The organism is Streptomyces sp. NBC_01551, assembly GCF_026339935.1.
Taxonomy (GTDB): domain Bacteria; phylum Actinomycetota; class Actinomycetes; order Streptomycetales; family Streptomycetaceae; genus Streptomyces.
The window spans coordinates 2,068,392-2,086,188 of the sequence record NZ_JAPEPX010000001.1 but is presented as its reverse complement, the minus strand read 5'-3'; the positions used below and the strand labels follow the sequence as shown (position 1 = coordinate 2,086,188).

The window sequence follows — 17,797 nt, the reverse complement described above, 5'->3', positions numbered from 1 at the left end:
CTACGTTTGCACCGTGGACAAGAAGAACGCTCTGCGCGCCGGCGCCGTCACGGCCGGATCGACGCTGATGATGCTGCTGATGACGTCTCCCGCCCTCGCGGTGACCCGGGACGACGGCGACGACCCGGGCCCGGGCCTGAGCGTCGCGCAGACGCTCGGTCTGTACGTGTTCCTGCCGATCGTGCTGTTCCTGGTGATCGCGGGCCTGGTGATGGTCCTCGACAAGTCGGACAAGCAGCAGGCGCACAGCTGATCAGCTGATCCGACTTGCCCGGCAGTGCCGGTCATCTCTTCAGACTTCCGGGGCGCCGGGGGTCCGCGGGCCGACGCGTATCGGCTCTGTGGCGGACCTCCGGCGCCCCGTCGTGTTCCGGGGCCGGTCGGCCCCTACGGCATTCCGGCCAGCAGCTTGCGCAGCAGGCCGCTGAGCACCTCCGCCTCGTCGTCGGTCAGGCCGACGAGCGCCGCCCGCTGCGTCTCCAGCCCGGCCGTGACGGCCTGGTCGATGAGGTTCAGGCCGCGCTCGGTGATCGTCACCTGGAGCCCGCGCCGGTCGTGCGGATCCGGCTTGCGGACGAGCAGTCCGGCCTTCTCCAGCTTGTCCAGGCGCCCGGTCATGCCGCCCGTGGTGAGCATGAGCGTGGCCGACAGCTGGCGCGGCGAGAGGGTGTAGGGCTCGCCGGAGCGGCGCAGGGTGGCGACGACGTCGAACTCGCCGCGGGAGATCCCGTAGCGCCCGTACGTCTGCTCCATCGCGTCGCCGATGGCCTTGGCGATCCGGTAGATCCGGCCGAACAGGGCCATCGCGTCGGTGTTGAGGTCCGGTCGTACCACGTGCCACTGCGCGGTGATCGCGTCCACGGCGTCCTTGTTGGCCTCGGTCATGGGCAAAGTATCGGGTTCTGATTGGTCGTTCGCAAGAAAGTTGCTTGACGAAAAGTAGCTTAGCGGTAAGCTACTGCCAAGCGACCTACTCGGGGGGAGAAAGCGGATGCGGGCGAACAGAGCGGCCACGGCGCGGGAAACGAGGGTGACGGGGGAGCGGTCCCTGCTCCTGGGAGCCGGGATCAGCGCGATCGGGATCGGCATGTACGTCCCCTTCTCGCTCGTCTTCTTCCACCACGTCACCGGCCTCTCCTTCGCCCTCGTCGGCGTGGTCATGACCGTGACCGGGCTGACCGGACTGGCGTTCATGCCGCTGGCCGGCGCGGCCGTCGACCGGTACGGCGCCAAGCGGGTCAACCTGGCGCTGTACGCGATCCGGGCGGCCGGCTTCGCCCTCTACCCCCTCGCCGGCTCCCTGCCCGCCTTCGCGGCCGTCGCCCTGGTCACCGCGCTCGCCGACCGGTCCTTCCCGGTGGTCCAGCAGTCCCTGATCGGGGAGGTGGCGCGCGGCGGCGCCCGGGACCGGCTCCAGGCCTCGCTCCGCGCCCTCCAGAACGCCGGGATGGGCGCCGGGGCCCTGCTGGTCTCCGGGGTGCTCGCCCTGTGGGGGACCGGCGGATTCACCTACACCGCCTGGGGGAACGCCCTCGCCTTCGCCCTCGCCGGACTGCTCGTCAGCCGGGTCCGGCCAGTCCGCGACGCCGGGGCGCCCCCGGCGAAGCGCGCACAGGCCGGATACCGGATGGTGCTGCGCGACCGGCCCTTCCTCGGCCTGACCGCCGCCAACTTCCTGACCGCGCTGGGCTACGCGGCCCTTTCGGTGCTCTTCCCGCTCTACATCGCCACCTGGCTGCACGGCCCCGACTCCCTCACCGGAGCCGCCTTCACCGTCAACACCGCCCTGTGCGCCGGGATCGGCGTCCTGATCGCGGGCCGGGTGCGCCGCTCCGGAGCCCGCCGGACCCGCTCGGCGGCCCTCGGCTCGCTGCTCTTCGCCGCCGCCTTCGTCGCCCAGATCCTGCTCGGGACGCTGCGCCCCGGGCAGAGCGCGACACTGGTCGCCCTGCTGGCCATCGTGGTCGTCTACACCCTCGGCGAGCTGGTGCACAGCCCCTCCGGCGGGGCCCTGTCGGTCTCCGCCGCCCCGGAGGCGGTGCGGGGGCGCTACCTCGCCACCTACCAGCTGTCCTACTCGCTGGCCACCGCGCTGGCCCCGTCCCTCTTCACCGGACTGCTCGCGGTGGACGGGCGGCTGCCCTGGGCCGTCCTCGCCGTCGCCGCCCTCGGCGCCGCCGCGGCGCTGGTCCGGCTGGAGCGGCACCTGCCGGCCGAGGCCGTGTACGCGGAGCCGGCCACCGCACCCGCCGCCGCGGCCACCGGACCCGCCGCCGCGGCCACCGCGCCCGCCACCGCGCCCGCCGCCGCGCCGGCCACCGGTTCCGTCTCCGCGACCGCTTGAACCTCCCTCACCTGACCGAGGAGTTACCGTGAACCGCTCCGCCACCGTCGCCCTGACCGCCCTCGCCCCGATCTCCTGGGGTTCGACCTACACCGTCGCCAGCGAGCTGCTCCCGCCCGACCGGCCGCTGTTCACCGGGGTCATGCGGGCGCTGCCCGCCGGGCTGCTGCTGATCGCGCTCTCCCGCACGCTGCCCAAGGGCGCCTGGTGGTGGAAGTCCGCCGTGCTGGGCGCGCTGAACATCGGCGCCTTCTTCCCGCTGCTGTTCCTCTCCGCGTACCGGCTGCCGGGCGGTGTCGCCGCCGTACTGGGCAGCGCCGGACCGCTGTTCGTCGTAGGACTGGCCGCGCTGCTGCTGGGGGAGCGGGCGCAGCTGAAGACGGTCCTCGCCGCCGTCACCGGGGCGTTCGGAGTCAGCATGGTGGTGCTCACCGCCGACGCCCGGCTCGACCTGGTCGGCATTGCCGCCGGTGTGGTCTCCTCCGCCTCCATGGCCGCGGGCACCGTGATGACCAAGCGCTGGGGCCGCCCCGAGGGCGTCGGTCCGCTGGCCATGACCGGCTGGCAGCTCACCGCGGGCGGGCTGGTCATCATCCCGATCGCCGCGCTCGTCGAGGGAGCGCCGCCCGCGCTCGACGGCAAGGCCTTCCTCGGTTACGGCTACATGATGCTGATCAACACCGGCATCGCGTACTGGCTCTGGTTCCGCGGCATCGGGCAGCTCACCGCCACCTCCGTCACCCTGCTCGGCCCGCTGTCCCCGCTGACCGCGGCCGTCATCGGCTGGTCGGCGCTCGGGCAGGCGCTGTCGCCCGTACAGCTGGTGGGGATGGCGATCGCCTTCGGGGCCACCGTCGCGGGCCAGCTCTTCGCCGGCCGGGCGCAGCAGGGGAAGCCGTCCCGGGAAGTCGTTCGATCGTTCAGTTCTGCTGAAGGGAATGCTCATAATGTTTCGATGGACCTGACGGGTGAGCCGGTGCGACGGTAGACCCACGAACCGACGACACCGCACCCGAGGGGGAACACACCGTGGCCGTCATGGACCGCGTCCGTACCGCTCAGCCAGTCCAGCCGAAGAAGGGCGCCGCCGGGCTCGGCGTCCTGCTCGCCCTGGTCGCGACGGTGGTCTGGTCCGGCAGCTTCGTCGCCACCCGCGGCATGGCCGAGTCCGTCCCGCCCGTCCAGGCCGTGTTCTGGCGCTGGGTCATCGCGGCCGTCGCCGTCACCCCCTTCGCCGCCCGCCAGGCCTGGCGGCAGCGGGCCCTGATCCGCCGGCACTTCGGCTACGTCGCCCTCGCCACCCTGTTCGGCGTCGCCCTCTACAACACGCTGGTGCACCAGGCCGGACTGACCACCTCCGCCTCCAACATGGGCATGATCATGGCCGCCTCCCCGGTCGTCATGGCGCTCTACGCCCGCGTCGGCGGCGAACGCCTCGGCGCCCGCCGCGTGTCCGGGTTGCTGCTCGCCGCCCTCGGGGTGCTGCTGCTCGTCGGGGACGGCTCGCTCGCCTTCGACTTCACCGCCGGCGACCTGTGGATGTTCGGCGCCGCCCTGTCCTTCGCCACCTACAGCGCGCTCCTCAGGCGAAAGCCCGCCGAACTCGGCGGCCTGGCCTTCCTGCTCACCACCTTCGTCTTCGGCGCGCTGATGCTGGCCCCCGCCTACGCCGTCTCCGTCACCGTCCAGGGCGGCTTCGCCCTCACCCCCGCCACCGGCGGCATGCTGCTCTACGTCGGCGTCATGTCCTCCGCCGTCGCCTTCTTCGCCTGGAACAAGGCCGTCTCGGTGATCGGCGCCGCCCGCGCCGGCGTCGTCTACTACCTCCAGCCGGTCTGCGTCGCCGGCCTCGGCCTCCTGCTCCTCGGCGAGCGCACCGGCCCGGCCGAGCTCCTGTGCATGGCGCTCATCCTCGGCGGCGTCGCCCTCGGTGCCCGCCGGTAGGTTCGGTCCCATGACCGAGTGGGACATCAAGAAGCTGCGGATCCTGCGGGCCCTGGCCGACCGGGGCACCGTGACCGCGACGGCCGAGGCGCTGCACATGACGCCCTCGGCCGTTTCGCAGCAACTGACCAACCTGGCCCGGCAGCTGGGCGTCCCGCTGCTGGAGGCGCAGGGCCGCCGGGTCCGCCTCACCGACGCCGCGCACCTCGTCCTGCGGCACGCGGAAGCGGTGTTCGCGCAGCTGGAGCGCGCCGACGCCGAGATCGCCGGATATCTGGCGGGCGAGGCCGGCGAGGTCCGGGTCGGCGCCTTCTCCACCGCCGTCCCGGCCCTGGTGGTCCCGGCGGCGGCCGCCCTGCGGCTGACCCACCCCCGCGTGGAGGTCCGGGTACGGGAGACCGAGGCCGCCGAGTCGTACGAACTGCTCTCCGCCGGGGCCGTGGACCTCGCCCTCTCCCTCGCGGCGCACGCCCCGACCGCCCGCGATCCCCGCTTCACCCGCGTCCCGCTGCTGGCGGACCCCCTGGACGTGGCCCTGCCGCCCGAGCACCCGCTCGCCCGGGCGCCCCGGCTGCGCCTGGCGGACCTGTCCGGCGAACCCTGGATCTACGGCGGCTCCGGCCCCTGGTCGCAGATCACCCGCAGCGCCTGCGAGGCGGCCGGCTTCGTCCCGGAGCAGGCGCACTCCGCCGCCGGCTGGTCGGCGATCCTGGCGCTGGTCGAGGCCGGCATGGGCGTGGCCCTGATCCCCCGGATGGCCGCGGGCCGGGCCACCGGCGTCACCGTCCGGGACCTCGGCCGGGACCGCCCCACCCGCCACGTCATCGCCGCGACCCGGCGCGGGGCGGAGGCCGCCCCGGCGGTGGCGCGGGTGCTGGACGCCCTGCGGGACGCGGCCCGGCTGCGCGCGGGCGGCGGCGCCCCGTCCGACTGAGCCGCACGGGCGCCCCGTACGCGCGGGGAACGCCGGTGCCCCGGCCCGCCGAAGCGGACCGGGGCACCGGTGGTGTCAGCCGTACGGCCGGGTCAGGACGCGGCGGCCGCGTCCGCCGCCTGGGCCTTCAGAGCGCGCTCGATGCCCGCGCGGCACTCCGAGACGAGCCGGCGCAGGGCCGGGTTCGGCTCGGCCGAGGCCAGCCAGGCGTCCGTCGCGGCCAGGGTCTGCGCCGAGATCTGCAGCGACGGGTACAGGCCCACCGCGATCTGCTGGGCGATCTCGTGGCTGCGGGTGTCCCAGACCTCCTTGACCACCGCGAAGTACTTCGCGGTGTAAGGGGCCAGCAGCTCGCGCTGGTCGGTCTGCACGAAGCCGCCGATCACCGCCTCCTGCACCGCGTTGGGCAGCCCGCCGACCTCCACCATCGAGGCCCACGCCGCGGCCTTGGCCTCGGCCGTCGGGAACGCCGCCCGGGCGGTGGCCGCGTGGCGCTCGCCCGCCGCCGTCGGGTCCCGCTCCAGCTCGGCCGCGATGACCGGCTCGTCCGCGACCCCGGTCGCCGCCAGGCGCTCCAGGAACGCCCAGCGCAGCTCGGTGTCGACGACCAGGCCCTCGACCTCGGCCGTGCCGTCCAGCAGCGCCGACAGGTACGTCAGCTGCTCCTCGGTGCGGGCCGTGGCCGCGAAGGCGCGGGCCCACGCCAGCTGGTGGTCGCTGCCCGGCTCCGCCGCGCGCAGGTGCTCCAGGGTGGCCTCGGTCCAGGCCGCCAGACCCTGCTCGCGCCAGGCCGGGTCCCCGTAAAGCTCGACGGCCAGCTTCACCTGGCGGTGCAGCGACTGGACGACGCCGATGTCGGACTCCTTGCCGATGCCGGAGAGCACCAGGGCGAGGTAGTCGCGGGTCGCGAGCTCGCCGTCGCGGGTCATGTCCCAGGCGGAGGCCCAGCACAGCGCGCGCGGCAGCGAGGCCTCGAAGTCGCCGAGGTGCCCGGTGACGAACGCCAGGGACTCCTCGTCGAGGCGGACCTTCGCGTACGAGAGGTCGTCGTCGTTCAGCAGCACGACGTCCGGGCGGCGCAGGCCGGCCAGCTCCGGCACCTCCGTCAGCTCGGCGGCCGCGACGTCGAGCTCGACCCGCTGCACGCGCACGAGCTTGCCGGTCGCCCCGTCCAGCGAGTAGAAGCCCACCGCGATGCGGTGCGGGCGCAGGACGGCCTCGCCCTTGGCGCCGGCCGGCAGGGCCGGGGCCTCCTGGCGGACCGCGAAGGAGGTGATGACCCCGTCCGCGTCGGTCGTGATCTGCGGGCGCAGCACGTTGATGCCGGCGGTCTCCAGCCACGCCTTCGACCAGGTGGTCAGGTCGCGGCCGGAGGTCTCCTCCAGGGCGCCCAGCAGGTCGGACAGGCGCGTGTTCCCGAAGGCGTGCGCCTTGAAGTACGCCTGCACGCCCTTGAAGAAGGCGTCCGTGCCGACGTAGGCGACGAGCTGCTTGAGCACCGAGGCGCCCTTGGCGTACGTGATCCCGTCGAAGTTGACCATGACGTCTTCGAGGTCACGGATGTCCGCCATGATCGGGTGCGTGGACGGCAGCTGGTCCTGCCGGTACGCCCAGGTCTTGAGGGAGTTGGCGAACGTGGTCCACGCGTGCGGCCACTTCGAGCCGTCGGCGTACGCCATGCACGCGATCGAGGTGTAGGTGGCGAACGACTCGTTCAGCCACAGGTCGTTCCACCACTCCATGGTGACGAGGTCGCCGAACCACATGTGGGCGAGCTCGTGGAGGATCGTCTCGGCGCGCGTCTCGTACGCCGCGTCCGTCACCTTCGAGCGGAAGACGTACTGGTCGCGGAAGGTGACCGCGCCCGCGTTCTCCATCGCGCCCGCGTTGAACTCGGGGACGAAGAGCTGGTCGTACTTGGCGAACGGGTAGGCGTAGGCGAACTTCTCCTGGAACCAGTCGAAGCCCTGCCGCGTGACGTCGAAGATCGCGTCCGCGTCGAGGAACTCGGCGAGCGAGGGCCGGCAGTAGATGCCGAGCGGCACGGACTGCCCGTCGGGACCCTCGTACGAGCTGTGCACCTCGTGGTACGGGCCGACGATCAGCGCGGTGATGTACGTGGAGATGCGCGGGGTCGGCTCGAAGCGCCAGACGTTGTCCTTGACGTCCTCGGGCTTCGGCGTCGGGGAGTTCGAGATCACCTTCCAGCCCTCGGGGGCGGTCACGGTGAACTGGAACGTCGCCTTCAGGTCGGGCTGCTCGAAGCTGGCGAAGACCCGCCGCGCGTCCGGCACCTCGAACTGGGTGTACAGGTACGCCTGCTCGTCGACCGGGTCGACGAAGCGGTGCAGGCCCTCACCGCTGTTGGTGTACGCGCAGTCCGCGACGACGCGGAGCTCGTTCGCCCCGGCCGCGAGGTCGTCCAGCGCGATCCGGGAGTCCCGGAAGACGGCGGCCACGTCGAGGGACTTGCCGTTCAGGACGACCTCGTGCACGGCCGGCGCGACCAGGTCGATGAAGGTCTCGGCACCTGCCTCGGCCGACTGGAAGCGCACGGTGGTCACGGAGGGGAAGGTGCCGCCCCCCTGCGCCGCGCTGAGATCGAGTTCGACCTCGTACGAGTCGACGGTGAGCAGCTTCGCCCGCTGCTGAGCCTCTTCACGGGTGAGATTCGTGCCAGGCACGCGGTCATCTCCTTTGATGGTGACGTTGCCCGGCCATCCTTCCACGCGGACCCCCTCACCGCCCCGGGGTAATCCACGAGCGAACGCGGGCCCCGAACGCGACGTCCGATTTCCGCCAGCTTCACCCGCTCCGGCCGCGCACCCTGGTGCGTATGACCACCACCACGACGCCGCACACCGTGCTCCCGATCGCCCCCGCCGTGCTCGTCGCCCTGCGCGTCCGCGACGACGCCGGGCGCCCCGCCCTCCCGTACGAGGACCCCGAGGGCGGCGCCCCGCTGCGCTGCTGCCTGCGCCGCAGCCGGCCCGGCGAGCGGATCGCCCTCGTCTCGTACGCGCCGCTGCGCCGCTGGGCCGCGGAGCGCGGGGTGGACCCGGGCGCGTACGACGAGCAGGGCCCGGTCTTCGTCCACGCCGCCGACTGCGGCGGTCCGGCGGCGGAGTCCGGGTACCCCTTCGCCCATCCCGGCGCCCTGCGCGCCGCCCGCCGCTACGACGCCGCGGGGCACATCCTCGGCGGCCGCGTGCTCACCCTGGCCGCCGACCCCGACGCGCAGATCGAGGCGGCCCTCACCGAGGCGTTCGCCGACCCGGCCGTCGCCCTCGTGCACGTCCGCGCGGTCGAGTTCGGCTGCTTCCTCTTCGAGGCCCGCAGGCGGACCTGACCAGGTTCGCGCACGCGGAAGGGGCGGCACCGACCGGTGCCGCCCCTTCACCACGGCCGCGGAATCAGCCGCGCAGCTCCTCGGCGACGAGCTCGGCGATCTGGACCGCGTTCAGCGCGGCGCCCTTGCGCAGGTTGTCGTTCGACAGGAACAGCGCGAGGCCGTTCTCGACCGTCTCGTCCACGCGGATGCGGCCCACGTACGAGGCGTCCCGGCCGGCGGCCTGGAGCGGGGTCGGGATCTCCGAGAGCTCCACGCCCGGCGCGCCCGTCAGCAGCTCGACCGCGCGCTCCACGCCGATCGGGCGCGCGAAGCGGGCGTTGACCTGGAGGGAGTGGCCCGAGAAGACCGGCACGCGCACGCAGGTGCCCGAGACCTTGAGCTCCGGGATCTCCAGGATCTTGCGGGACTCGTTGCGGAGCTTCTGCTCCTCGTCGGTCTCGAAGGAGCCGTCGTCGACCAGGTTGCCCGCGAGCGGGACCACGTTGTAGGCGATCGGGCGCTTGTAGACCTGCGGCTCGGGGAAGTCCACGGCGCCGCCGTCGAAGGTGAGCTGGTCGGCGGCCTCGGAGACGGCGCAGGCCTGGCCCTTGAGCTCGGCCACGCCGGCCAGGCCCGAGCCGGACACGGCCTGGTAGGTGGTGGCGACCAGCGCGGTCAGACCGGCCTCGTCGTGCAGCGGGCGCAGCACCGGCATCGCGGCCATGGTGGTGCAGTTCGGGTTCGCGATGATGCCCTTGGGGCGGTTCTTGATCGCGTGCGGGTTGACCTCGGAGACGACCAGCGGCACCTCGGGGTCGCCGCGCCAGGCGGAGGAGTTGTCGATCACGACGGCGCCCTGCGAGGCGACCTTCTCCGCGAGGGCGCGCGAGGTGGCGCCGCCCGCCGAGAACAGCACGATGTCCAGGCCGGAGTAGTCGGCCGCGGAGGCGTCCTCGATGGTGATCTCGCGGCCCTCCCACTCCAGGGTGGAGCCCGCGGAACGGGCCGAGGCGAACAGCCGCAGCTCGTCCACCGGGAACTTCCGCTCGGCGAGGATGCCGCGCATGACTCCGCCGACCTGTCCGGTGGCTCCGACGATTCCGACCCTCACGGTGACTCCTTTGGTACGTACGACGCGGGCGCGCGTACAGCCATCATGCGTTCGACCCCACGAGGCTTGTCCAATCCATTGTCCGAGGTACGGACGGTGTCCCCGGCGTTAACCCGTGTGACGAGTCCGTGGCGGGCGTGTTGCACGGCCCCCGAACACCCGTTTTGCCTGGTCGCGGCCGGTTAGCGTCCGGTCTGTCGTGTCCGTTGTCCGGACACGGCCGACCGCAGAACGAACCGCCTACCTCGGGGAGAACCACCGTGCGCGCCATCCGCCACCGCCGCCGGTCCATACCGGCGCTCGCCGCCCTCGCGGCCGCCGCCGTCGCCGCACCCGTCCTGCTGACCGCCACCCCGGCCGCCGCCCACGGGCCCGACCGGCGCCCGGGCAAGCTGGCCAAGGAGCTGGTGGAGGAGGTCACCGCGCGCGGGGCCTACCGCCACCTGGCGAAGTTCCAGCAGATCGCCGACGCCAACGGCGGCAACCGGGCCGCCGGCACGCCCGGCCACCTGGCCTCCGCCGCGTACGTCCACGACACGCTGAAGAAGGCCGGGTACCAGGTCTCGTACCAGGACTTCGACATCTACGAGGCGCACACGAAGACGGAGAAGACCACCGTCCTCGGCGCGCAGCCGCGCGAGCTGGCCACCGCCGCGTTCACCTTCACCAAGTCCACCCCGGCGGCCGGGCTGACCGCGCCGCTCGCGCTCGCCCGGGTCGACGAGACCCCCGGCTGCACCGCCGACGACTACCCGGCGGGCGCCTTCACCGGCAAGATCGCCCTGGTCAAGCGCGGGACCTGCACCTTCGTGGAGAAGCAGAACGCCGCCGCGGCGGCCGGCGCGATCGGCGTCATCGTCTACAACCACAGCGGCACCACCCCGGTCCGCGGCGGGTTCTCCTCGCCGGCCGAGGGCCTGATCCCCAGCGCCGGGATCACCCTGGCGGACGGCGAGGCGCTGGCCGCGGCCGCCGCCCAGGGCGAGGTGAAGGTACGCCTGGACCTCGACCAGGAGCACGTGAAGAAGACCACCCGCAACGTGATCGCCGAGACGAAGGGCGGCCGCTCCGACCGCGTCGTCACCGTCGGCGCGCACCTGGACTCGGTCCCCGAGGGCCCGGGCATCAACGACAACGGCTCCGGCTCGGCCGGCCTGCTGGAGGTGGCCCTGCGGCTCGCCGACGAGGGCGCCAACAAGAAGGGCAAGGGGACCGCCAACAAGGTGCGGTTCGCCTGGTGGTCGGCGGAGGAGCTGGGCCTGCTGGGCTCCGAGCACTACGTCGCGCAGCTGTCCGAGAAGCAGAAGAAGGACATCGCGCTGTACCTGAACTTCGACATGATCGCCTCGCCGAACCCGGTGCAGTTCGTCTACGACGGCGACGACTCGGACAAGACCGGCTCGGGCGCGGGCCCGGCCGGCTCCGCGCAGATCGAGGCGCTGATCAACGGCTTCCTCGACAGGAAGGGCAAGCCGCACGAGGGCAGCGACTTCGACGGCCGCTCCGACTACGGCCCGTTCATCGCGAACGGCATCCCGGCCGGCGGCACCTTCACCGGCGCCGAGGGCATCAAGACCGCCGAGCAGGCCAAGCGGTACGGGGGCACGGCCGGCGCCGCGTACGACCCGAACTACCACGGGGCGGGCGACAACCTGAAGAACCTCGACCTCAAGGCCTTCGACACCAACCTGGACGTGATCGCCCACGCGGTCGGCACCTACGCCCAGGACCTGCGCTCGCTGGGCAAGTAACAGGCAGCGCTCCCGAGGGGGGAACGGCGAAGGGGCGGGCGTCCGATCCGGGCGCCCGCCCCTCCGTCATGCGATCAGCCGGTCACCCGTTACGGGAGGACCTTCTCGATCTGGACGCTGCCGGTGCCGGCGGCGGTGCCGCGGCCGTTGAGCAGCTTGACCTCGCCGAAGAACTGACGGCCCTCGGGGGCCGGGGCAGTGGCCAGGACCTTCGCCGAGACGGACGCGGTGGCGCCGTTGGCGAGGTTCACCGCGGCGGCCTCGTCGACCTGGACGGAGCCCAGGGCGGACGAGAAGTACACGTCGCGGTAGTTGTACGTGGTGGTGCCGGCCGGAACCGCGTAACCCGCCACCTCGATGGTGTAGGTGCCTGCGGCCGGGTTGACCAGGCTGACGGACTCCTCGGAGTCGCCGTCGGCGGACGAGCCGACCTTCACGCCGTCCTTGAGGACGGTGAGGTCGAGGTCGGCACCGGTGTCGGAGACGCCACCGATGGCCACGTCGAGGCGGGAGACGCCCTCGCCGATGGTGACGGTGCTGGTCTGGGTCTCACCGTTGGCGATGGTCGGCTTGGCGACCTTCGCGGAACCGAGCGAGCCGCCCTGGAGCTTGCCGCCGGAGATGGCCGCGGCGTCGTTCTTGACGGTCCACTGGACCGGGGCCGCGGTGCCCTGCTTGACCTCGGGCAGCACCTTGACCGCCGGGTCGAAGGCCGCACCGAGGACGCTGACGTCCAGCCGGTACGGGTTGTCGAGCAGCGGCGACGTACGGCGCGACTCGACCTCGATCTCCCAGACGCCCGGCGTCGGCTCGGCGTACGAGCGCAGGTCGGGGCGGCAGGTGTTGGCCGGGTTGTCGTAGTTCGGGTAGCACTGGGTCGTCGCGCTGTCCTCGACGCCCACGCCGTACGGGTGGATCGAGATGAAGCGCGTCTGGCTGCCCGGCTTCAGACCGCCGAGGGCGACCTCAAGGGTCTTGGCGCCCTGCGGGACGGTCACGAAGTAGGACTTGTGGCTGTTGCGCTGCACCGAGGAGGTGTCCGACATCGTGAACGACGGCTTCGCCAGCGGGGTGGCGGCGACGACCGTGGTCAGGATCTGCTTGTCGATGCCCTCGGTGGTCTCGTCGTCCAGCTGCAGGATGCCGCTGTGGACGCCGGCCGACGTGGCCTTGGCCTCGACCTTGATGGTGACGGGCTTGTTCAGGGGCAGCGTGACGTAGTCGTAGCCGCCGATGACCTTGAACGTGCCGTCGTTGTTGCGCCAGCTCAGGTTGTGCCGGGTACCGTACTTGACGCCGGTGGTGCGGGTGACGACGACGTCGTAGACCTTCTTCTGGCCGACCTTGAGGCCGCCCTCGCGGTCGTAGAGGCCGGTGCCGAAGCCCGGGGTCTTCAGGAACTGGTCGATCGCGGTGTCGACCGGGGCCTTGACGGTGAACTCGTTGGCCTTCGCGTCGCGCTGGATGGACTCCCACGCCTCGACGATGTCGATCAGACCGGAGCCCTGGGCGTGCGCCGGGACGTCGGCGATCTTCTTCGCGGTGCTGGTCAGCGCCACGCGCAGGCCGGCCGGCTTGAGCGCGATGTTGTGCTGCTTCGCGGCCGAGATCAGCAGGGCGCTGGCGCCCGCCGCCTGCGGGGAGGACATCGAGGTGCCCTGGAGCATGCCGTAACCGGCCGGCAGGTCGTAGCCGGCCTCCTTCACGGGTGCGCCGGGCAGCCAGGTCTGGATGGTGTTGATGGCCGCGCCGGGGGCGGTGATGGTGGGCGTGAAGCCACCGTCCTCACGCGGACCGCGCGAGGAGAAGGGGAACATGTTGTACTTCTTGGCCACGCCGGAGCCGTAGTTGGCGGCCCAGGTCTCCTTGGAGACCGCGGCGCCCACCGAGATGACCTTGTCGGCGAGGCCGGGGTCACCGATGGTGTTCACGCCCGGGCCCTCGTTGCCCGCCGAGATGACGAGCTGGACACCGTAGGTGTCGATGAGGTTCTTGTAGAGCTCGGAGCGGGCGTTGTTGCCGTCGTTCAGCGCCGGCAGGCCACCGATGGACATGTTGACGATGTCCACGCCGCGGTTGACGACGAGGTCGATCATGCCCTCGGTCAGCGCGATGTTGGTGCAGCCGCCGGACCAGGTGCAGGCGCGCGAGGAGACGATCTTCGCGCCGGGCGCCTCGCCGTTCATCTTGCCGCCGAAGAGGCTGTTGGCGGCGGTGATGCCGGCGACGTGCGTGCCGTGCTCCGACTCGATGATGCCGATGTTGACGAAGTCGGCCTTCTTGCCGACCCAGTCGCCCCCGAAGGGGTCCATCGGGACGTCCTTGCGGATCTCGATCACGAACGGGATGCGCTCGGCGACGTCGGTCGCAGGGTTGTCCTTGCCGAAGTAGCCGACCTGGTAGCCGTCCTTGTACGGCTTCATCGGCTCGTTGTTCGTGAAGTCGCCGTCCTGGTCGGTGTCGACGCGGACGGTGCCGGCGGCGGCGTCGTAGAGCATGCCGAACCGGTCGGTGGTGTCCCCGTCGCGGTTGACGTCGCCCTTCATGTCACCGGTGGCGGTGATCGACTCGCTGAAGCGGCTCCACTGGAAGCTGCCCTCGGGGGCCTTCCAGCTCTGGCCGCCGGCGGTGAAGGAACCGCCGGTGGCGGTGACCGGGGTGATCTGCGGGCGCCAGGTCGCGTCGTTGTCCGCGATCGGGTCGGTCGCGGTGACCCAGTCGACGATCTTGCGCTCGCCGGTGGTGGTCTTCTGGAGCGCCGGGTGGCCGAGGTCGACGCCCGAGTCCAGGATGCCGATGGTCACGCCGCGGCCGTCGGCCTGCGGGTTCTGCTTGACGAAGTCCACCGCGCCGGTCTCGAAGGACGGGTTGTACGGGTTCTTCGCCGGGGTGTTCTTGTCCGGGGCCGCGTAGGACTCGGAGGTCTTCTTGGCCGTGCCGGTCTCGCGGTCCGAGGACGGGCGCGGGTCCGGCAGCTGGATCTCGTGCCGCAGGTCGATGCCGTGCACGGAGGACAGCTTGGCGGCCGCCTTCAGCGCGGTCTCGGCCTTGTCCGTGGGCAGGGTGGCGCGTACGTAGCCGAGCTTGTCGTACGTCTGGCCCACCGAGGCGCCCTGGACGGCGTCGAGCTGCTGGGCGACCTGCTTGGTCTCGCCGGGGGCGGTCGCCACCATCACGGTGACGGTCTTGTCGCCCTTGGCCTTGGCCTCCTGCAGGAGCTCGGCGTCGGCCGAACCGAGCTTCTGGTCCGCCGACTTGACCGGCGTGGGGCTCCCCGGGCCGTCGGTGGTGCCGGCGGCGAAGGCCGGCATGGCTCCGGCCGTGCACAGCGCGGCCACGAGGCCCGCGGCTGCCGCGACACGGGCCACACGTCTGGCCCCGGATATGGAGCTGGGGGATTCGAGGGTCATCAGCATCCCTGGCTAAGTGAAAGATACGGTCCGGATTTCGGTGCCGGATGACCGGTCAGCTTTGCGCAAGTGACAGCTCTTTGGGGAGGGTTGTCATTGACCGATACCTGTCATGGCGGAGACTCGCCAGTGCGGAGAATGCGCCAGCGGCCCCGTACCGGGGCAGAGTGGTATCAAACCCAGGGTCTGGGTAGTCGATTTATCGACTTAACGGCCACACGGCAGACCCCCGGCGGGGTTTCGTCGGGGGTCCGGTGTGACAACTTTCGCGCCTTCAGCGCTCGCGCGTGCGCGCGTAGTGGCGGGAGGCCTTGGCCCGGTTTCCGCACGCCGCCATGGAGCACCAGCGCCGGGTGCCGTTGCGCGAGGTGTCGTGGAAGTGCAGCACGCAGGCCGGGGAGGCGCATTCGCGGATCCGGTCGGGCGCGGAGGCGAGCAGGCCGAGGTAGTCGCGGGCGGCGAGCCAGGCCGGGCCCCAGGCCGGGTCGTTGAACTCGGCGCGCTCGCCCGGGCCTTCGGCGGTGAGGGTGGCGCGGATCCGGCCGTGTTCGAGAACGGCGTCGATCAGCCGGCGGGCGCTTTCGTCGGCGGGGTCGGCGACTGCGCGCGCCAGCGCCTCGCGGGCGGTCAGCAGGTGGACGAGGGTTGCGGCGTCGGCGCGGAAACGGCCGGCCAGCCCCACGCTCTCCAGCCAGACGGCGAGGCCTTCGACCCGGCTCAGCCCGGCGGCCCCGGCGAACAGGTCCAGCGGCTCGCCGTCGGCGGCCCAGCGGGTGTTCAGCAGGTCCAGGGCGAGCGGCTCCCCGGTCAGCGGGCGCGGATCCGCCGTGCGTGCCGTCATGGTCCTGCCTCCCGTGGCGCCGACTAACCCCTCAAGAGTACGTGAACGGTTGACGCTCGCCGCCCTAACCGTTATTTTTGATTTAGAGGGTTAGGTTTCAGGGGGTGGAAGGAGCGGAGCCATGGCGTACCACTGGGGCTCGCTGGCCGTGCAGGACCGGCTCGGCGTACGAGAGCTCGCCGACCACGTCGGCCGCTCGATCGGCCCGGACATCCCGCTCGCCGCGGCGGCGTTCCTCGCCCGCCAGCCGCACCTCGTCGTCGGCGCCGCCGACGGCGCGGGGCGCCTGTGGGCCTCGCTGCTCACTGCCGCCCCCGGCTTCGTACGAGCCACCGCCCCGGACCGGATCGCGGTCGCGGGCGGCCTGCCGGACGGCGACCCGCTCGCCGGGGCACTGGCCACGGCCGGGACCCGGGTCGGGACGATCTCCCTCGACCCGCGCACCCGCCGCCGGCTGCGGCTGAACGGGACCCTCGACGAGGCGGCGCCGGGCGGGTTCGCCGTCGCGGCGGGGCGCGTCTTCGGAAACTGCCCGAAGTACCTGCAGAAGCGGCAGCCGCTGGCGCTCGCCGCCCAAGGAGCCGGTGTCGTGCGGCGCGGGGACGCGCTCGTCCCCGACCAGGAGCGGGCCGTCCGCGCCGCCGACACCTTCTTCGTCGCCACGGCCGCCGAGGACGGCGTCGAGGCCAGTCACCGGGGCGGCCTGCCGGGGTTCGTCGAGGTGCACGCGCCGGGCGAGCTGTCCTGGCCGGACTACGCGGGCAACGCGATGTTCCTGACCCTGGGGAACCTGACCGCCGATCCGCGGGCGGGGCTGCTGTTCCCCGACTGGGAGAGCGGGGCGGTGCTCCAGCTCAGCGGGCGGGCCCGGCCGGAGTTCGGGGCGGGCGGGGAGCGCCGGGTCCGCTTCTTCGTCGACGCGGTGGTGGAGGGCCTGCACCCGGGGCGGCTGCTGTGGAGCGCCCCGGAGTACTCGCCGGCCAACCCGCCGGTCGTGCCGTCGTCGCCGCCTCACCTGGGCAGTACGACGAGGTAGGCCGCCGGTTCGCGGTCGCCGGAGGCCGTCAGGGCGGTCCGGATCACCGAGGCCTGCTGCTCGGGCCAGTCGCGGAGCTTGCGCGGGGTGAGGTGGATGACGGTCACCCCGAGCCGCTCCAGGGTCTCCCGCTTGCGGACGCACTCGGAGAACTGCTCGTCCTCGCCCTGGCGCGGGGCCCGGGTGTCGATCTCGACGGCGACGGCCTGCTCGGGCCAGTACGCGTCGACCCCGCCGAGGTGCGGGCCGCCCGGCAGGCGAAGGTCCACGTTCCACACCGGCTCGGGAAGGTCGTAGCCGCGTACGACCTGGTAGAGCCGGTCCTCGGCGATGGCCCGGCCCTCGGCCAGGAGCGACTCGACGGCGTCCACGACGTGGGGCCGGTTCAGCAGCCGGGCCACCGTCAGCTCCCGTACGACGGCTGCCGGTTCGCAGTGCCCGGCGCGCACGGCCTCGCTGAGCAGCCGCCGTACGGTGCCGGCGTCGGAGAGTCCGGCGACGGCGTCCGCGACCGCGCGGGCCACCGGCGCGACGGGCAGGCCGGTCACCTCGACGGGCTGGGGCGGGGTGTGCGCGCGGACGATCCGGACGTCCCCGGTGGAGCGCAGGCGGCGGGTGTTCGGGACGAGCACGTCGATGTGGGAGAGCGCGAGGAGCGCGGGGGCGGAGGCGAACCGGTACAGGGCGAGGGCCGCCAGGCCGGTGATCATGGCCTCGTCGTTGCCGCGCCGGCCGGCGTACAGCAGGGCCGCGTGCAGCCGCTCCTCGCTGGTCGCGGGGCCGGAGTGGAGCAGGAACACCCCGGGCAGGATCTGCTGCCAGGGTCGGCCGGCGGCGTCGGAGGCGGTGACGCCGTGCTCGCGGAGCTGGGCGAGGCTCAGGACGCGGGGGCGGGTGCCGGTGAGGTGGGCGAGGGGGAGGGGTGCGTTGTGGTTCATGACGCGGAGATTCCCGCTGTCCGAGGGCTTGCTAACCCCTGTTACGTTCCCGTCGACAAATCGGGACAAGCCCGCACTAAAGTACGGGCGTTCGACTGCCGACACTGCGCAGCGGTCCATGGCTGCCCCACGCGGCCCCCACGCAACCGGGGCGGGA

At 72.4% G+C, this 17,797-nt stretch carries 14 protein-coding genes; 8 read left to right on the top strand and 6 right to left on the bottom strand.

Features of this window, described 5'->3' with window-relative positions; genetic code table 11:
- The first annotated feature begins 13 nt into the window (after positions 1-13).
- Complete coding sequence (locus OG982_RS09370) at positions 14-253, top strand: hypothetical protein (RefSeq protein ID WP_266788062.1); 240 nt, start codon at positions 14-16, stop codon at positions 251-253.
- 134 nt (positions 254-387) lie between these two features.
- Here OG982_RS09370 and OG982_RS09365 read toward each other — a convergent pair whose 3' ends face one another.
- On the bottom strand, positions 388-885 hold the full coding sequence (locus tag OG982_RS09365; RefSeq protein ID WP_266948289.1) for a MarR family winged helix-turn-helix transcriptional regulator: 498 nt from the start codon (positions 883-885) through the stop codon (positions 388-390).
- Between the two features lie 106 nt (positions 886-991).
- Here OG982_RS09365 and OG982_RS09360 point away from each other — a divergent pair, with 106 nt between their 5' ends.
- From OG982_RS09360 to OG982_RS09345, 4 genes are read left to right on the top strand one after another with little or no spacing between them, the layout of a single operon-like run.
- Positions 992-2,344, top strand: coding sequence for an MFS transporter (locus OG982_RS09360; protein WP_266948288.1), 1,353 nt, complete (start codon positions 992-994; stop codon positions 2,342-2,344).
- A 28-nt stretch (positions 2,345-2,372) separates the two neighbouring features.
- Positions 2,373-3,332, top strand: coding sequence for an EamA family transporter (locus OG982_RS09355; RefSeq protein WP_266948287.1), 960 nt, complete (start codon positions 2,373-2,375; stop codon positions 3,330-3,332).
- A 50-nt stretch (positions 3,333-3,382) separates the two neighbouring features.
- The gene (locus tag OG982_RS09350) at positions 3,383-4,288 is read left to right on the top strand and encodes a DMT family transporter (RefSeq protein ID WP_266948285.1); all 906 of its coding nucleotides are present in this window, start codon (positions 3,383-3,385) and stop codon (positions 4,286-4,288) included.
- Positions 4,289-4,298: 10 nt separating this feature from the next.
- Positions 4,299-5,222 (top strand): LysR family transcriptional regulator, encoded by a 924-nt coding sequence (locus OG982_RS09345; protein ID WP_266788067.1) that lies wholly within the window; start codon positions 4,299-4,301, stop codon positions 5,220-5,222.
- A gap of 92 nt (positions 5,223-5,314) precedes the next feature.
- Here OG982_RS09345 and pepN read toward each other — a convergent pair whose 3' ends face one another.
- Positions 5,315-7,906 carry an aminopeptidase N gene (gene pepN / locus OG982_RS09340; RefSeq protein WP_266948284.1) on the bottom strand — a complete coding sequence of 864 codons (2,592 nt, stop codon included), beginning with the start codon at positions 7,904-7,906 and terminating at the stop codon, positions 5,315-5,317.
- Positions 7,907-8,058: 152 nt separating this feature from the next.
- Between pepN and OG982_RS09335 the strand changes: the two genes are divergently transcribed.
- Positions 8,059-8,571, top strand: coding sequence for a DUF1203 domain-containing protein (locus tag OG982_RS09335; RefSeq protein ID WP_266788069.1), 513 nt, complete (start codon positions 8,059-8,061; stop codon positions 8,569-8,571).
- A gap of 64 nt (positions 8,572-8,635) precedes the next feature.
- Here the strand turns inward: OG982_RS09335 and OG982_RS09330 are convergent, their stop codons facing one another.
- Positions 8,636-9,664, bottom strand: coding sequence for an aspartate-semialdehyde dehydrogenase (locus OG982_RS09330; RefSeq protein ID WP_266788070.1), 1,029 nt, complete (start codon positions 9,662-9,664; stop codon positions 8,636-8,638).
- A 260-nt stretch (positions 9,665-9,924) separates the two neighbouring features.
- Between OG982_RS09330 and OG982_RS09325 the strand changes: the two genes are divergently transcribed.
- On the top strand, positions 9,925-11,415 hold the full coding sequence (locus OG982_RS09325; protein ID WP_266788071.1) for a M28 family metallopeptidase: 1,491 nt from the start codon (positions 9,925-9,927) through the stop codon (positions 11,413-11,415).
- A gap of 89 nt (positions 11,416-11,504) precedes the next feature.
- Here OG982_RS09325 and OG982_RS09320 read toward each other — a convergent pair whose 3' ends face one another.
- Both OG982_RS09320 and OG982_RS09315 read right to left on the bottom strand, forming a co-directional pair.
- The gene (locus tag OG982_RS09320; protein ID WP_266788072.1) at positions 11,505-14,825 is read right to left on the bottom strand and encodes a S8 family serine peptidase; all 3,321 of its coding nucleotides are present in this window, start codon (positions 14,823-14,825) and stop codon (positions 11,505-11,507) included.
- A gap of 274 nt (positions 14,826-15,099) precedes the next feature.
- The gene (locus tag OG982_RS09315) at positions 15,100-15,666 is read right to left on the bottom strand and encodes a CGNR zinc finger domain-containing protein (RefSeq protein ID WP_266788073.1); all 567 of its coding nucleotides are present in this window, start codon (positions 15,664-15,666) and stop codon (positions 15,100-15,102) included.
- 121 nt (positions 15,667-15,787) lie between these two features.
- Here OG982_RS09315 and OG982_RS09310 point away from each other — a divergent pair, with 121 nt between their 5' ends.
- On the top strand, positions 15,788-16,702 hold the full coding sequence (locus OG982_RS09310) for a pyridoxamine 5'-phosphate oxidase family protein (protein ID WP_266788074.1): 915 nt from the start codon (positions 15,788-15,790) through the stop codon (positions 16,700-16,702).
- On the opposite strand, the gene OG982_RS09305 is transcribed toward OG982_RS09310, so the two are convergent.
- Complete coding sequence (locus OG982_RS09305) at positions 16,678-17,640, bottom strand: hypothetical protein (RefSeq protein ID WP_266788075.1); 963 nt, start codon at positions 17,638-17,640, stop codon at positions 16,678-16,680. The genes OG982_RS09310 and OG982_RS09305 overlap by 25 nt on opposite strands.
- Positions 17,641-17,797: the final 157 nt, after the last annotated feature.

Excerpts from the sequence above, each read along its gene's own strand:
- OG982_RS09350 (WP_266948285.1), top strand. The coding sequence starts at position 3,383 with ATGGACCGCGTCCGTACCGCTCAGCCAGTCCAGCCGAAGAAGGGCGCC.
- OG982_RS09360 (WP_266948288.1), top strand. The coding sequence starts at position 992 with ATGCGGGCGAACAGAGCGGCCACGGCGCGGGAAACGAGGGTGACGGGG.
- OG982_RS09305 (WP_266788075.1), bottom strand. The coding sequence starts at position 17,640 with ATGAACCACAACGCACCCCTCCCCCTCGCCCACCTCACCGGCACCCGC.
- OG982_RS09320 (WP_266788072.1), bottom strand. The coding sequence starts at position 14,825 with ATGACCCTCGAATCCCCCAGCTCCATATCCGGGGCCAGACGTGTGGCC.
- OG982_RS09365 (WP_266948289.1), bottom strand. The coding sequence starts at position 885 with ATGACCGAGGCCAACAAGGACGCCGTGGACGCGATCACCGCGCAGTGG.
- OG982_RS09335 (WP_266788069.1), top strand. The coding sequence starts at position 8,059 with ATGACCACCACCACGACGCCGCACACCGTGCTCCCGATCGCCCCCGCC.
- OG982_RS09345 (WP_266788067.1), top strand. The coding sequence starts at position 4,299 with ATGACCGAGTGGGACATCAAGAAGCTGCGGATCCTGCGGGCCCTGGCC.
- OG982_RS09315 (WP_266788073.1), bottom strand. The coding sequence starts at position 15,666 with ATGACGGCACGCACGGCGGATCCGCGCCCGCTGACCGGGGAGCCGCTC.
- OG982_RS09310 (WP_266788074.1), top strand. The coding sequence starts at position 15,788 with ATGGCGTACCACTGGGGCTCGCTGGCCGTGCAGGACCGGCTCGGCGTA.